This window comes from Flavobacterium sp. (assembly GCF_039932285.1).
GTDB lineage: Bacteria > Bacteroidota > Bacteroidia > Flavobacteriales > Flavobacteriaceae > Flavobacterium.
The window spans coordinates 1-15,729 of sequence record NZ_JBDTQE010000025.1 but is presented as its reverse complement, the minus strand read 5'-3'; the positions used below and the strand labels follow the sequence as shown (position 1 = coordinate 15,729).

Annotated in this window: 16 protein-coding genes; 4 read left to right on the top strand and 12 right to left on the bottom strand. The window is 30.8% G+C overall.

Annotated elements, in window-relative coordinates:
- Nucleotides 1-13: 13 nt before the first annotated feature.
- Nucleotides 14-559 carry an RNA polymerase sigma factor gene (locus ABI549_RS06545; protein WP_348075658.1) on the bottom strand — a complete coding sequence of 182 codons (546 nt, stop codon included), beginning with the start codon at nt 557-559 and terminating at the stop codon, nt 14-16.
- A gap of 130 nt (nt 560-689) precedes the next feature.
- Here ABI549_RS06545 and fabG point away from each other — a divergent pair, with 130 nt between their 5' ends.
- Both fabG and ABI549_RS06535 read left to right on the top strand, forming a co-directional pair.
- Nucleotides 690-1,436 carry a 3-oxoacyl-[acyl-carrier-protein] reductase gene (fabG, locus tag ABI549_RS06540; RefSeq protein ID WP_348075657.1) on the top strand — a complete coding sequence of 249 codons (747 nt, stop codon included), beginning with the start codon at nt 690-692 and terminating at the stop codon, nt 1,434-1,436.
- Nucleotides 1,437-1,523: 87 nt separating this feature from the next.
- A complete protein-coding gene (locus ABI549_RS06535; protein ID WP_348075656.1) occupies nt 1,524-3,551 on the top strand; it encodes a hypothetical protein in 2,028 nt (675 codons plus the stop codon).
- A gap of 33 nt (nt 3,552-3,584) precedes the next feature.
- On the opposite strand, the gene ABI549_RS06530 is transcribed toward ABI549_RS06535, so the two are convergent.
- On the bottom strand, nt 3,585-3,998 hold the full coding sequence (locus ABI549_RS06530) for a thiol-disulfide oxidoreductase DCC family protein (RefSeq protein ID WP_348075655.1): 414 nt from the start codon (nt 3,996-3,998) through the stop codon (nt 3,585-3,587).
- Between the two features lie 8 nt (nt 3,999-4,006).
- The gene (locus ABI549_RS06525; protein ID WP_348075654.1) at nt 4,007-6,172 is read right to left on the bottom strand and encodes a DNA mismatch repair protein MutS; all 2,166 of its coding nucleotides are present in this window, start codon (nt 6,170-6,172) and stop codon (nt 4,007-4,009) included.
- A gap of 101 nt (nt 6,173-6,273) precedes the next feature.
- Between ABI549_RS06525 and ung the strand changes: the two genes are divergently transcribed.
- Nucleotides 6,274-6,945, top strand: coding sequence for a uracil-DNA glycosylase (gene ung, locus ABI549_RS06520; protein WP_348075653.1), 672 nt, complete (start codon nt 6,274-6,276; stop codon nt 6,943-6,945).
- Between the two features lie 175 nt (nt 6,946-7,120).
- On the opposite strand, the gene ABI549_RS06515 is transcribed toward ung, so the two are convergent.
- The 9 genes from ABI549_RS06515 to ABI549_RS06475 all read right to left on the bottom strand — a co-directional run bounded on the left by ABI549_RS06515 (nt 7,121) and on the right by ABI549_RS06475 (nt 14,269).
- Nucleotides 7,121-8,065, bottom strand: coding sequence for a transglutaminase (locus tag ABI549_RS06515; protein WP_348075652.1), 945 nt, complete (start codon nt 8,063-8,065; stop codon nt 7,121-7,123).
- 30 nt (nt 8,066-8,095) lie between these two features.
- Nucleotides 8,096-8,941 (bottom strand): substrate-binding domain-containing protein, encoded by an 846-nt coding sequence (locus ABI549_RS06510; RefSeq protein ID WP_348075651.1) that lies wholly within the window; start codon nt 8,939-8,941, stop codon nt 8,096-8,098.
- A gap of 124 nt (nt 8,942-9,065) precedes the next feature.
- A complete protein-coding gene (locus tag ABI549_RS06505; RefSeq protein ID WP_348075650.1) occupies nt 9,066-9,641 on the bottom strand; it encodes a hypothetical protein in 576 nt (191 codons plus the stop codon).
- Nucleotides 9,642-9,686: 45 nt separating this feature from the next.
- Nucleotides 9,687-10,811 carry an SDR family oxidoreductase gene (locus ABI549_RS06500; protein WP_348075649.1) on the bottom strand — a complete coding sequence of 375 codons (1,125 nt, stop codon included), beginning with the start codon at nt 10,809-10,811 and terminating at the stop codon, nt 9,687-9,689.
- A gap of 30 nt (nt 10,812-10,841) precedes the next feature.
- The gene (locus ABI549_RS06495) at nt 10,842-11,375 is read right to left on the bottom strand and encodes a GNAT family N-acetyltransferase (RefSeq protein ID WP_348075648.1); all 534 of its coding nucleotides are present in this window, start codon (nt 11,373-11,375) and stop codon (nt 10,842-10,844) included.
- Between the two features lie 101 nt (nt 11,376-11,476).
- Nucleotides 11,477-12,343 (bottom strand): nucleoside phosphorylase, encoded by an 867-nt coding sequence (locus tag ABI549_RS06490; RefSeq protein ID WP_348075647.1) that lies wholly within the window; start codon nt 12,341-12,343, stop codon nt 11,477-11,479.
- Between the two features lie 43 nt (nt 12,344-12,386).
- Nucleotides 12,387-12,860: a hypothetical protein gene (locus ABI549_RS06485; RefSeq protein WP_348075646.1), complete on the bottom strand. Its 474-nt coding sequence runs from the start codon at nt 12,858-12,860 to the stop codon at nt 12,387-12,389.
- A gap of 30 nt (nt 12,861-12,890) precedes the next feature.
- Nucleotides 12,891-13,220 (bottom strand): translation initiation factor, encoded by a 330-nt coding sequence (locus ABI549_RS06480; RefSeq protein WP_348075645.1) that lies wholly within the window; start codon nt 13,218-13,220, stop codon nt 12,891-12,893.
- Between the two features lie 98 nt (nt 13,221-13,318).
- A complete protein-coding gene (locus ABI549_RS06475) occupies nt 13,319-14,269 on the bottom strand; it encodes a 2-oxoglutarate and iron-dependent oxygenase domain-containing protein (protein ID WP_348075644.1) in 951 nt (316 codons plus the stop codon).
- 252 nt (nt 14,270-14,521) lie between these two features.
- Here ABI549_RS06475 and ABI549_RS06470 point away from each other — a divergent pair.
- A partial coding sequence (locus tag ABI549_RS06470) for a thiamine pyrophosphate-dependent enzyme (RefSeq protein WP_348075643.1) occupies nt 14,522-15,729 on the top strand: 1,208 nt, incomplete at its 3' end.

Genomic DNA, 15,729 nt, shown 5'->3' with positions numbered 1-15,729 from the left:
ACAAATTATTTAATTATTTCTTGCGATGTTCTTCGAATTTATTTGATAATTTTTCTTTCAAACTAGTTTTTGCTCTAAAAATAAGAGATTCCACCGATGAAATGCTAAGTTGCATAATGTCTGAAATTTCAGGATTGCTTAATCCGTCTAGTTTAGAAAGCATAAAAGCTGTTTTTTGATTTTCCGTGAGTTCATTAATAACTCTAAATAAAATAGTTGATTTTTCTTTGTTCTCTAATAAAATCCCGGGATGTTCAAAATTAGATAAATTATTGATTTCTAATTCATTATTGCTTTTACGGCCAAAAACAAAAAATCGTTTTTTGCTGGCTTTATGTTTAATAAAATTTAAACTTTTATTGATGGTGATTCTATAAATCCATGTTTTTAGAGAAGATTTTTTATTGAATTGATCTAAAGATTCGTGTACTTGAACAAAAACATCTTGTGTAACTTCTTCGGCATCTTCGGTATTTTGCAAATAATTTAGTGCAACATTATAAACCAATACTTTGTATTCATTGTATAAGTTCTTAAAATCTACCGAGTTTTGCTTCATATATTTATTGAAGATAAAATAATTAAGACATTATAAAGTTAAAAAGGTTTAATTAAAAAAATGTATTTTTTTCAAAAAGTATTTATTATATATTTGACACTTCAAATTAAAGAACAAAACCAACAATAAAATGAAATTATTAGAAGGAAAAGTAGCCATTATAACTGGTGCAAGCCGTGGAATAGGAAGTGGAATTGCTAAAGTATTTGCACAACATGGTGCAAATGTAGCTTTTACATATAGTTCGTCTGTAGAATCTGCGATGGCTTTAGAAACAGAATTAAATGCTTTGGGGATAAAAGCAAAAGGATATCAGTCTAATGCTGCCGATTTTAATGAAGCACAAACCTTTGTAGATGCTGTAATTACTGAATTTGGTACTGTAGATATTTTAATAAACAACGCAGGAATTACTAAAGATAATTTATTGATGCGTATGTCTGAAGAAGATTTTGACAAAGTGATTGATGTCAATTTGAAATCAGTTTTTAATATGACTAAAGCCATTCAAAAAACATTTTTGAAACAACGTTCAGGTTCTATTATAAATATGAGTAGTGTTGTAGGTGTAAAGGGGAACGCTGGTCAGACTAATTATGCAGCATCAAAGGCAGGAGTTATTGGATTTACAAAATCAGTAGCTTTAGAATTAGGTTCTCGTAATATTAGATGTAACGCTATTGCTCCAGGATTTATTGAAACTGAAATGACAGCAAAGCTAAATGAAGATGTGGTGCAAGGTTGGAGAGAAAGTATTCCGTTGCGTCGTGGCGGAACTCCCGAAGATGTTGCTAATGCTTGTGTTTTCTTGGCTTGTGATATGAGCGCATACGTAACTGGGCAAGTACTAAACGTAGATGGGGGAATGTTAACTTAATAAATTTAAAGATTTAATGATTGAAAAATTTAAAAATTAGGTTTGTATTCAATTTTTCAATTTTTCAATTTTTCAATTCAAAATAAAATGAATACAAACACAATTCTACTCATATTACTTTCTTTAGTACTTGCTGGAGGATTGTCGTTTTATCAATATTTTTATAAAAATAAAAATTACAACAAAGTCAATATTTTATTGGCTTTGTTGCGTTTTATCTCTGTTTTTTCGATTCTTTTATTGATGATTAATCCAATCATATCAAGAAAAACTTACGAAACCAGCAAAACTCCTTTGCCAATTGTTGTAGATAATTCTCAATCTATTTCAGAATTAAAACAAGAAAATATATCGAAAGAATTATCTCAAAAATTATCTGAAAACAGTCAATTAAAAGACAAATATGATGTTCAGTTATTTAGTTTTGATGACGATTTTTATACTGATAAACCAATAGATTATAAAGGAAAACAATCTAATATTCATAAAGTTGCTCAAAATTTGAAGCAATTATATCGCAATCAAAATTTTCCAATTGTATTACTGTCAGACGGAAATCAAACTATCGGAAACGATTATGTATATTCATTTCCGCAGAATAATCAAGTTTATCCATTGATTTTAGGAGATACAACTAGTTTTTTAGATGTAAAAATTAATCAGTTGAATGTAAATAAATATGCATTCTTAAAAAATAAATTTCCCGTTGAAGTTTTTTTACAATACAACGGAAACAAAACCATCAATACCACTTTTAGTATTCAACAAGGAAATAATACGATTCACAAACAAACGGTTTCGTTCTCTGCCAATAAAAAAGCACAAGAAATTTCCGTTTTATTAAATGCTGATAAAGTAGGAGTTCACACTTATAAGGCAATTATTTCGACTTCAGAAACAGAAAAAAACAAGTACAATAATGTTAAGAATTTTGCTGTCGAAGTAATAGACCAACGATCGGAAATAGCGCTTATTTCAGCAATAAATCACCCTGATTTAGGTGCTATAAAAAGAGCGATAGAATCTAATGTACAACGTAAAGTAACTTTTCTTAAACCACAACAAATTAAATCATTACAAGATTATAATGTTTTGATTTTGTATCAGCCTAATGGAGAATTCAAGTCTATTTTAGAACAAAATAAAAACCTACAAATAAACACTTTTGTAATTACTGGTTTAAGTACCGATTATGATATTCTGAATCAATATCAAGACCAATTGAATTTTAGAATGTCGGGACAGAAAGAAGATTTTACAGCCGAGTTTAATCCACAATTTAATTCATTTGCTTTAGATAATATTGGTTTCGAACAATTCCCGCCTTTGGAAAATTCCTTTGGAAATATCGATATTACAGGAAATGTAAATACTTTATTGCAATCACAAATTAGAAATATTAAGACTGAAAATCCATTATTGGCTTTTGCTGAAAATGGAATGAAACGAAATGCGTATCTTTTTGGAGAAAATATTTGGAAATGGCGTGTAGAAAGTCATGTAAAAACAAAATCATTCGAGCAATTTGATGTTTTTATGGATAAAATTATTCAGTTTTTAGCTTCTAATGCTTCAAAAAAGGCATTGATTGTTACGCACGAAAGTTTTTATAATTCGGGAGAAAATATCGAGATTTCTGCTCAATATTTTAATAAAAATTATGAGTTTGAAGAAAATGCCCAACTGACCATTCAATTAAAAAATAAGAAAACTAATGCCACTAAAATATTTGATTTCTTAAAAGGAAATGGAGAATACAAAGTAAATTTAGAAGGTTTAGATCCTGGAAATTATAGTTTTTTGGTTAAAGAGAATAACTCGAAAGCTACTTATTCAAGTAATTTTGAAGTTTTAGATTTTGAAATTGAAAAACAATCTGTAAACCCGGATGTTTCTCGTTTATCTCAATTTGCAACAAATACGAACGGAAAAATATTTTATCCAAGCCAAGTTGATCAATTAATTAATGAACTGCTTAAAAAAGAAAGTTTCCCAGCTATTCAGAAAGAAATAGTCAAAAAATCTCCTCTGATTGATTTAATAGGATTGCTTATTCTTTTAGCAATTACTCTAACTACAGAATGGTTTGTTAGAAAATATAATGGGATGTTGTAATGTATTATAATTGGGTTTAAGATAATATTATATTTACAAGAATTTAGATTTTAATTCTGCTGTAGGAATCATACAAGATTCTTTTTTGCCATACCATTTGTATCTATTTTTAGCAATATAATCATAAATAAAATCACGTATTCTAGAAGGAATAAATCTAAAAATAGTAGTATAAGTAAAAATTCCACCTAGTCTTTTAGCAATTTCTAATGCAGCTGTCGACTTATAATAATAAGCCCTACCAGGTATATATAAAATAACACTATCTATATGTCTTTGGGAAATGCCAATATGTTTTATAATTCTTTGCCCCAATTCAGATTGAATAGCAACGAATCTAAATATATCTTTCTTGTCATATTTTATTACATATTGAACCGATGAATTGCATAAATTGCAAACCCCATCAAAAAGAATTATTTTTTTATCATTTGGTATTCCTTCCATAAATTATTTTATTTTGATTGTACAAATTCTAATGATTCTAAACTTACTTTTGAAGTAAAAACACCATAGTTTACAACAGCCTTATTTTTTTCAATTTTGTCAATTGTTCCTATCGATTTTCCGTCAAGCATTCTAACTCTGTCTCCAATTTTCAAAACTACGGTTACTTTTTCAGGAGCTAAACTTGCCTTGAGTTTCTTTTCTTTTTTCTCTTTGCGAATTTCTTCAACCTGAACTATTACTTCTTCGATAATTACTTTTTTCTTTTCGGCAATGGCTTTTACCTCGCTTTTAGTAGCTTTTATTCGTTTTGAATTTTCAATTTCAACCACTTTTAGAAACTCTCCGAGCAATTCTTTTTTGTTTTTATTATTAAAATATTTTTCTGAAATAGCTTCAATTTTTTGTCCTAAATAAATGGTTTTCTGATTACTATCGTATAATTCCTGATAATTTTCTAGTTTTTGCTTGACTTTAGCATTTATAGTTTCCATTTTTTTGCTTTCCTCACGAGCTTTGGTTTCTTCTTCTTTTAAATTAATCGAAGTTTTTTCCATTTTAGAACGTTCTTTTTGCAAATTGGCTATGGTTTTATCAAAACGAACTTTACCTGTTTCTATTTTCTTTTTGGCACGATTAATCAACCCAAACGGAATTCCGTTTTTTTGAGCTACTTCAAATGTAAAAGAACTTCCCGCTTGTCCTAAAGCCAATTTATACATTGGTTCTAGAGATTTTTCGTCAAAAAGCATGTTGGCATTGGTCGCAAATGGTAGTTCATCGGCTAGAATTTTAAGATTGGTGTAATGTGTTGTAATGATTCCAAAAGCTTCACGATGGTAAAATTCTTCTAAGAAAATTTCGGCTAAAGCGCCCCCCAAATCAGGATCGGATCCTGTACCAAATTCGTCGATAAGAAATAATGTTTTTGCATTACATTTTTTCAGAAAGTAGTTCATGTTTTTTAATCGGTAACTGTATGTACTTAAATGATTTTCAATCGATTGGTTATCTCCAATATCTGTCAAAATCCTATCAAACAAACAAGTTTCGCTTCGTTCATGAACAGGAATTAACATCCCAGATTGCAACATTAATTGTAGTAAACCAACCGTTTTTAATGAAATCGTTTTTCCTCCAGCATTAGGTCCAGAGATTACAATAATTCTATTTTCAGAATCAAATTCGATGGTTTGTGGATGCGTGATTTCGTTTTTTGCTTTGTTGGTCAAATACAAAATAGGGTGGAAGGCATCACGAAAATAAATTCGTCTTTCTTTAGTAATTTTTGGTAAAATTCCATTTATTCTATTCGCATATTTTGCTTTGGCAGCAATGACAACAATATCACTTAAAAAATCTTGATACTGAATTAATAAAGGCAAAAATGGACGAATTATATTGGTTAATTGTTTTAAAATTCGAGTAATTTCTTCTTTTTCTTCATATTCTAAATTACCTAATTCTCGAGAATATCTTAACGTAGCTTCGGGTTCTATAAATGCCAAACTTCCTGTTTTAGAGCTTCCTAAAATCGTCCCTTTTACTTTGCGACGATACATGGCTAAAACTGCTAAAACCCTACGATTATTAACAAAACTTTCTTTGATATCATCTAAGTAACCCAAACCATTATATTGTGTTAGCGCCATGCCAAAACTTTGGTTTACTTTGCCACGAACAACATTCATATCACGACGAATATTTAGCAAATCTGGTGAAGCATTGTCTTTTATTTCGCCATATTTATCGACCACATCGTCTATGCAACTGATGATGGTTTTTGTGAGTTCAATTTGACTTGATTTTTTATATAAATTGGGATAATAATCTTCAAATTTTCTGAAATATTGAAGTAAAACATTCGTGTTTTCGGATAACGTAGCAATTTTGCGGAAACTTCCTACTTCTAGAAAACTATCTTCTATTCCTAGAAATTTTATTTCATAAGTAATCGCATCAAAACCATGATTGGGAATGGCATTGTTATTTTGAAAAGAAGCAATATATTCTGAAGTTTGGTACAAAGCGGTCATTAAAGATTCTTCATCTTTAAAAGGGGTAATTTCTAAAGCTTTTTCTTTTCCAATGTCTGTATTGCAAATATTAGAAATCGTTTCTAAAACGGTTGAAAATTGTAAATCTTGAAGTGTTTTTTCGGTAATTGAAATCATTTTTATAAGCGGCAAAAGTTTCTAAGTTGCAAAGTCCCAAAGTTACAAAGTTTAGTAGTAGTAATATATCAAAGTGTTTATATTTGTAAAAAAAATAACAAATGTTAACTGTAATTAAATCTAATTCTTGGGCTGATTTTTTTGAAACAGAAAAGAGGAAACCTTATTTTAATGATTTGATGAATACTGTTGCAGAAGAATATGAAAGCCATACTTGTTTTCCGCCAAAGGATTTAATTTTTAATGCTTTCAATGCTTGTGATTTTAAGAATTTGAAAGTGGTTATCATTGGTCAAGATCCTTATCATGGCGATGGAGAAGCTAATGGTTTGTGTTTTTCGGTCAATGATGGTGTGAAAATTCCGCCTTCTCTAAAAAATATTTTTAATGAAATAAATACCGAATATGATCGAATTTTTTCGCCAACTTCGGGTAATTTAGAATCCTGGGCAAAGCAAGGAATTTTACTTTTAAATGCTTCTTTGACTGTTCGTAAAGATTTAGCGAACAGTCACAAACACTTGAAATGGAATGTTTTTACAGATGCAGTAATCGATTACATTTCTAATCACTCTGAGGATATTGTTTTCTTACTTTGGGGAAGTTTTGCACACAAAAAAGGAAGTAAAATAAATAGAGAAAAACATTTGGTTTTAGAGTCTGGACATCCATCGCCACTAAGTGCAAACCGTGGTTTTTGGTTTGGAAATAATCATTTTAAAGAAACCAATGACTATTTGAAATCGAAAGGTTTTAGTGAAATTGAATGGTAATTTTTTAGGAGTTTTAATAGAATTTTATACTATGAATTGTAGCCCCGATCGTAGCGAAAATCCTTTTTCTCGTCAGTTCGAGTTCCTCGCTTTTTGCGAGGAGTATTGAGAACAAGGGAAAAAGATTGAAGCGAAGAGCGGGAATAATGTTGAAAAAGAAACAATAGTTGTGCTTCTAATCATTTAAGGTTAACTGTCCTAAAATTTCTTCGCTCATGAATTTTCCGCCGGGATAATTAGCTGTATAATCTAAATTAAGCCATATTTGTCCGCGCTCATCAATGTGATAATGAATTTGTTTGCCTTTGCTTTCCTCAACAAAAAGCACTTTTTTGATTAAAAACATTACATTTTGTAAATCACGATTGTTACCAATTAGCATTTCGGGATAAATATGTGCATTTGTTTCGATAAGTCTTGGGATTCCGCCCACAGCTTTTACGCCTGCTGCCATAAGAATGGCGTGGTCATCGCAATCGCCAGAAAAGTGTTGCAAAGATTCTGATGCATAAGCGATATAATTGTTTCCTTGTGGATCGTTTACATAATTCCAACGGGTTTTTATTTCTTTAAATACCGCAAAACATTGAATAGTTGTCCTGTAATTACTATATCCTTTTATTTTTATATCGTCTCTAAAATATTTTGTAGTCGCAGATAATGCAAAATTTCGAACTTTAGGGTTTTGAAAATCGATGGCTCTAAGTACTTTATTTTTATTTGGGAAAGGCAATAATTTACTTACGATAATATCCTGTGGATAAGGATTTTCTTCCATGGTGTACATCATAGATCGATAATCGTCATAAACCCTATAAAAGCCATATTCTCCGAAGATTGCTCCGTAAAAAAGAAAGATTAAATATAGAAAGATACAAATGACAATTATCGTTTTTAAAGCTCTTAAAATAAGTTGAAAACAAACAAGGATTACTATAAATAATACAATTCTATCAATAGGGAGTTGCCAATTTGGACTGGCTAAATTTTGATTTACAATAATAAATACGGGAATAGTTAGTAAGATATTTAATAAAAAAATGACAATATTATCCCAAGGCTTTGGTAAAGAAAGCTTCTCTTTGCATTTTTTGATAAATTCTTTTGTGAATTGTAACATTCTTTACTGTAAAACGATAAAAATAAGCAATTATCTGACTATCGTTTCAAAAGTAACCTTTTTATCAATAATAGATAGCTCAAATAGCTGATTTTGAACTTTGTTTAACATTTTTTCTGATAATTGATTTTGAGACCATTCAGTTAATGATAACCATTCATTAATATCTTCTATTTTTAGATTGTATCTTGATGCTAAAGTTTTATTGATATTTGGAATTTCTTTAAATTCGGTAGTGGTTGCATTAATGATTTCGAGAATTTTATAAATTATTTTTGGATGCTTTTCAAGAATTTCTTCACGAACAGCAATAACAAAGCAAGGCCAAGGCGTAGGGCAGTCGGCTATTTTTCTGAAAATGCCTTTGTCTACTAATGGTTTAGTCATGAATCGTTCCCACATAAAATAATCGGATGTTCCGTTGGTTAGCGATTCAACAGCGCCATCGATAGTATTTATGATTTCAAATTTAAAATTATCTGTTTTCCAACCTTGATTATTTGCATTTACATAAGCCATGAGTTGTGATCCTGATCCTAAACGCGAAATGGCAACTTTTGTATTTTCTAAATCGGAAAGATTTTGATATTTTGAATTAGCAGCGACGTGAATTCCCCAAATAAGCGGACTTTGTACGTAAACCTGTACTATTTTACTTTGGTTTCCAGCTATAATATCCTTTACAATTCCTTCAGTGAGAATTACGGCAATGTCGGCTTCTTTATCACGAAGCATTTGGCACATTTTACCTGTTCCTTCAGGAATATTGGTCCATTGTAAATCTATATTTTCCGCTTCGAATTCGCCATTTTCGAGGCATAATTGCCATGGCAAATTGAAATGTTCTGGAACGCCTACTATTTTTATTGTTCTCATTTTTATAAAAATTATTTCAAATCAGCAAATTTTTTATTACGACCCGCCAACTTTATGACGGTTGCATAAATTTATTGTAAAAGATTACAATACAAGAAAAAGTCGCTTTTACCAGCAGTATTTTTTATTTATACCCATTGCTAAATCCAAGTTCAATTCTTAAATTATCAATCTTTTTTCTAGCTTCATCATTAATCGAACTTCCGTATACTTTACCAACCGTTCTTGCTGTTGAATGTAATTGAGCACAACTTAAACAAATTTGAGTTTGTCCAATTACTTTGCTCTCTTTGTAATATATAAACCCGAGTCTTGGTTCATAACAACCTATAATTTGTGGATGCTCATATGTTTTTCTATTACCTAGAATTGAATTAAGATTTGAAAATTGTTCATTGTTCAGTTTCTGTTTTTTCTTTATTGTGCTTATGAATTCGCCTTTATTATTTATAGGATAGTAGAAGTCTTCATTTTCAAAGCCAATATAATCGATTCCAATTACAGAATCACATTCAAACCCTTTTTGGTGTGACAAATCATTGTTTATTTCCAATTTGACTTTTGAATTTCTTAACCAATTAATTTTTTCAGAAGGGGTTGGAGGCTGTAATTTTTGATTCTTATTGACAACTTCAGTATTCTTTATTTTATTACAGGAAATAATCAGTAATAAAAGTATTATTTGTTGTGTTTTTTTCATTTCGTGATTTCAATATTGCTTGCAACTCTTAAATTAGTCTCTAAATTAAACATTTATATCTTTAAAATTATTTACTCTCGCATAACGAATCATGTTTGTAAATGCTTCTGTATCCAGTTTAGGAATTTCTAGAATAGAGTTTAATAATGTTGTATCATATTCGTTGGCATCAGTAGTAAAATAAGGTTTTAAATGTTTTCCAATACTTTCGTAATATAATTTTTCGATAGTAGTTTTGTAATTAAAATCGAGCGTGTTTTGAATTAAACTAAAATTAGTATAGCCCACTTCTTGCATAATGAGTTGTAGTCCTTTTACGATATTAAAACTTTCATTGTGAACAATATTAAGTTGCTGAATGTCTTCTCTTTGAAAAGAATTTACAATTACTTTTGCTACATAATCTACAGGAATAATATTTAATCCTGTTGCTTCGTTTATTTGAAACCTTACATTTTCTTGTTCATTTTTTCGTTGTGCGGTAAAGTGGAAAAATTTTGCCAAAAGGTAAAAAACCATATATTTTGGAATGAAATAATTGTTTTCTTTTCCTAACATTTTTCCTCCAATAACGCTTGGACGAAGAATTTGATATGGTAATCCTGCCATCTCGCATTGCTTTTTCACAAAATTTTCCGAATGAAATTTAGCATTTTCGTATGCATTTCTGTGTTCTGGAACAAAAGGTAAATTATGAAAATCATTGCCTATCAATCCGTTTCTAATTCCAGATGAGAATGCAGTACTGATATAAATAAATTTCTTGATAAACGGAGAAAAGACCTTGAAAATGTCTTTTGTAATTTGGGCATTCTCGTTAAATATCTTTTCTTTTTGATCTTCATCAGTCGATAAATTTACGTATCCTGCAGAATGAATAAAGTAGGCGCCACGAATTTTTTCGGCATTATTATCTTGAATTTCAGACAAATCAGTATCTATAATTTCTAAATAAGAATGTAATTTTTCTAATCCTTTTTCGATAAGAATTTTAGGCGTATAGCTACTAGATAAAAGTTCATTTATTCTGTCTTTGGCTGAGTTTTTTCCTTTGTTTCTGGTAATTAGGAATAGTTTTCCGTCGATAGAATTGGTTATAAAAAGCTCTAAAATTTCATACATAATATGAGATCCTAAAACGCCCGTTGCTCCTGTTAGAATTATTTTCATTGTGAGTTTGTTCTGAAAGACAAATGTAGGTTAAATAGCGGGATTTTTCATTTGCCACCATCTCCAGAGAACATTGTCTTTGTCTAAATAATCTTCTATAAAATTCATTCCAACTTTTTGTAAAACATGATTAGATGCACCATTTTGAGTATGTGTATAAGCATTCATAACTTCAATTTTCATCTTATTAAAGCCATAATCTAGCCAAGCAACAGATGCTTCTGTGGCATATCCTTTATTCCAGAATTTTTCGCTTAGACGATAACCGTAATCGTAGAAATTAGTATTCCCGTTTTCTATATGATCTGTTACAAATTTTATCCCTGTCCAACCAATTAGTTCTCCAGTTTCTTTTAGAATTGTTGAAAAACGACCAATACCATTATCTGAATATTGTTGACGAACCATATTGATATAATCATGTACTTCTTCAATTTTCATTATAGGTTTTTGCCATAAATATTTATGAACTTCTGGATTTTTGTCCATATCAAACAATGCTTCGGCATCTGATAATTCAAACGGTCGAAGAATAAGTCGGTCGGTTTCTAGGATTAGGTTCATTGTTTACGGTTTTTAGCCCCGATAGTAGTGAAAATCCTTTTCCTTTTTTCTTTAAAAAGGAAAAGATTGTAACAGATAGCGGAGAATAGCTCCTAAAAAAATTATTTACTTAATTTCTCTAAAGTATACGCAATTAACTCATCAACAGCTTTGTAAGGATCTTCGCTAAAAGTTCCACTCGCCCGATTGGCAATGATAGCATTTAGCGACAAACAATTATGACCTAAAAGTTTACCAAGCCCATATATTGCACCAGTTTCCATTTCTAGATTGGTAATTCTGTTGTCTTCGAAATTGAAGTTATCCATTTTAGAATTCAAACTTTCATCTTGAATAGCTAGACGTAAAACGCGACCTTGTGGGCCATAAAAACCTCCAGCGGTTGCTGTAATTCCTTTATGTATTTTCTCGCTTTCTATTAGCTTTTCTAATGTTGAAGAACAAGAAATGATATATGGTTTTCCTTTGCGTAAATCCCAATTGGTATGTTTTATAAAGGCGTCTTCCATTTCAGGTATTGAAACTTCGTCGATTAAATAGGAGCGAAGCATGTTGTCTAATCCCAACCCGAATTTTGCCATTACAAAACTATCACAAGGAATATCGGCTTGCAAAGAGCCTGAAGTTCCTATTCTAATAATATTTAAAGAAGTAAGATTTTCTTTTGGTTTGCGAGTTTCTAAATCGATATTAACTAATGCGTCTAATTCGTTCATTACAATATCTATATTGTCTGGACCAATCCCTGTAGACATTACTGTAATTCGTTTGCCTTTTATTGTTCCTGTCTGAGTTTTGAATTCTCTTTTTTGAGTAGAAAACTCGATGGTGTCAAAAAATTGTGTAATTTTTTCTACTCGATTTTGATCGCCTACAAAGATGATATCGTGTGCAATGTTTTCAGGAAGCAAATTTAAGTGATACACACTTCCGTCAGGGTTTAGTATTAATTCTGATGATTTTATCATTTTTTTTGTTTTAACCACAAAGTGCACAAAGTTTTCACAATGTTCACAAAGCTTTTATTGTTATTTTTTTAATTCCTTTTATTTCGATTAATTTTTTAATTGCCACCTTTGAAATAATTCTAAATCCTAATTCTATAAAAATAAATCTAATCCCAAAAATTGTAAAAAGGAGACGAAATATTATTTCAAATTTATTTTGTACGATTGCCAGAACTATTCCAGAAAGACTAAACAAACTTATTGCTACAAAAATAGTTTTTAAAATTTTGCCAGTCCGAATTTCCAGTATTCCATTTTTATTTTCTAATTTTCCGTTTAAAACGCAAAATTCTCCTAACAACTTTTTAGAAAGTTTTATTTCAAATTCATTATCTTTAATTTTACCAATAAATGTTTGACTATTCCAGTTTGATACAAATTGTTCTTTTGATAAAGTTCTATTTTTTAATTCTAAAATAGTAGAAATACTATCATTATTTAATTCAATTGAATAATTACTTTCAGGAAATATTTTCATTTATTTTTTTAATATCATACAACTAAATTTTTATCCGCCAACGCGCTTTACTTTAAATCCTTTTATTTTTAGTATTTCCATTATTTTATCACGGTAATCTCCTTGAATTATTATTGAATCGTCCTTGAAAGTTCCGCCAACACTTAGTTTGGTTTTTATTTCTTTGGCTAAAATTTTAAAGTCTTCGTCACTTCCTTCGTAACCTTCAATAATAGTGGTGGCCTTTCCTTTTCGTTTTTCATATTTGCAAATCATAGGTTCTTTTTGAACGTATAATTCGTGCTCAACTTCCGGAATTTCTTCTTCTGGAGCAGGTTCGTGATTAGGGAAAAGGTTTTTTAATTGGTCTTGTAAGTCCATATTGTTATTAATTTGAACGCGGATTAAACGGATTCTATTTCAATCAAAAAAGACATCAAGCGAACTTAATGTCTTTCTTAATGGTATAAAATTATAAATTATTTTTTGATTAACCCCAAATCTACTAATCTTTCGTATAAGAATTCTCCTGCCGAAATATCATCATATTTCTTTGGATTTTCCTCATCAATACAATTTTCTAAAACATCTAAACGCATGTCGCTAACTGGATGCATAAAAAACGGAATAGAATAACGTGAAGTTCCCCACAATTCTCTCGGCGGATTTACCACTTGGTGAATAGTCGATTTCAGTCTGTTATTGGTGTGACGAGATAACATATCTCCAACATTTATTACTAATTCATCAGGTTCAGCCATGGCATCAATCCATTCGCCGTCATGATTTTGAACTTGCAATCCTTTTCCTTGAGCACCCATTAATAAAGTAATCAAGTTAATATCTCCATGAGCTGCAGCACGAATCGCATTTTCAGGCTCTTGAGTGATTGGTGGATAATGAATAGGTCTCAAAATTGAGTTTCCTTCATAACCATATTGGTCAAAATAAAACTCATCTAAACCTAAATGCAAAGCCAAAGCTCTTAGCGCGTAAATACCAGTCTTTTCAAGCATTTGATACGCTTGTTTTCCGGCTACATTAAATCTTGGTAATTCTTTAACTTCAACATTATCTGGATATTCAGCAGCATATTTTGAATCTTTGTCAACATACTGACCAAAATGCCAAAACTCTTTCAAATCTCCTTCTTTTTTACCTTTTGCGTGCTCTTTCCCGAAAGAAACATAACCACGCTGACCTCCAATTCCTGGAATCTCATAACTATATTTTGTTTCAAGTGGTAATGAGAAGAAATTTCTAATTTCTCCATACAATTCACCAACCAATTCGTCATCTAAAAAATGACCTTTTAACGCTACGAAGCCAATCTCTTCGAAAGCTTTTCCGATTTCATTTACAAATTTTTGTTTACGTTCCGGGTTACCCGAAAGGAAATCACGCAAGTCAACACTAGGAATGTTTTGCATCTCTGATATAATATGTTAATAACTTACAAATGGATAATACCATCATGTAACAAATGTATAAATATTTTTTTTATTTGAAGCTATTTCCTGCTATCCGTTACAATCTTTTTTTCGGAAAAAACCTCAAAAAAGGATTTTCACTACTATCAGGGCTAAGCATATCAGTAAACATTAATATTTTTTTAAAAATCCGTTTCATCTGCGTACCATTTTTTTATACTTTTACGCCACATTAAAAAAACGCTACTAAAAATGAATTTCGACAGAAAAAACATAGCCAACGAAACCTTACTCGATTTATACAAACGAATCTTAAAACCAAGACTAATTGAAGAAAAAATGTTGATTCTTATCCGCCAAGGGAAAGTGTCAAAATGGTTTTCAGGAATTGGTCAAGAGGCTATTTCTGTAGGAATCACAGCGGTTTTAGACAAAGATGAATACATCTTACCAATGCACCGTAATTTAGGAGTTTTTACAGGAAGAGATATTCCGTTGCATCGCCTTTTTTCGCAATGGCAAGGAAAAGCCAATGGGTTTACAAAAGGGCGTGATCGTTCGTTTCACTTTGGTACACAAGAATTCAGTATTATAGGAATGATTTCGCATTTGGGTCCACAATTGGGTGTAGCCGACGGAATCGCTTTAGCCAATAAATTAAAAAAGAACGGTAAAGTAACGGCAGTTTTTACTGGTGAAGGCGCTACTTCCGAAGGAGATTTTCATGAAGCGTTAAATATTGCTTCGGTTTGGGATTTACCTGTTTTATTCGTTATCGAAAATAATGGGTATGGATTATCTACACCAACAAACGAGCAATATCGTTGTGAGAATTTAGCAGATAAAGGTGTTGGTTTTGGTATGGAATCTCATATTGTCGATGGAAATAATATTCTGGATGTTTATAATTTAATATCCGAATTAAAAGCATCAATGAAAGAAAATCCACGTCCAGTTTTGTTAGAATTCAAGACTTTCAGAATGCGCGGACATGAAGAGGCGAGTGGTACAAAATATGTTCCGCAAGAACTCATGGATATGTGGGCTATAAAAGATCCAGTGGAAAATTTTAGAAGTTATCTTAAAGCAACTGCAGTTTTATCTGACGAAGATGATGAAGCTTTTAGAGCCGAATTAAAGAAAGAAATTGATACCGATTGGGCATTAGTTCAAAAAGAACCAGAAATTATAGCTAGTTTAAGTGAAGAATTAAATGATGTTTACAAACCATATCAATTTGAAGAAGTTAACCATTCAGAAGAAGTAGAAAACATTAGAATGATTGATGCGATTTCTAATAGTTTGCGTCAATCGATGGAGCGTCATGATAACCTAGTTATTATGGGGCAAGACATTGCCGAATATGGTGGTGCATTCAAAATTACTGATGGTTTTGTAGCACAATTCGGAAAAGAAAGAGTTAGAAATACACCTATTTGCGAAAGTGCAATAGTTTCTGC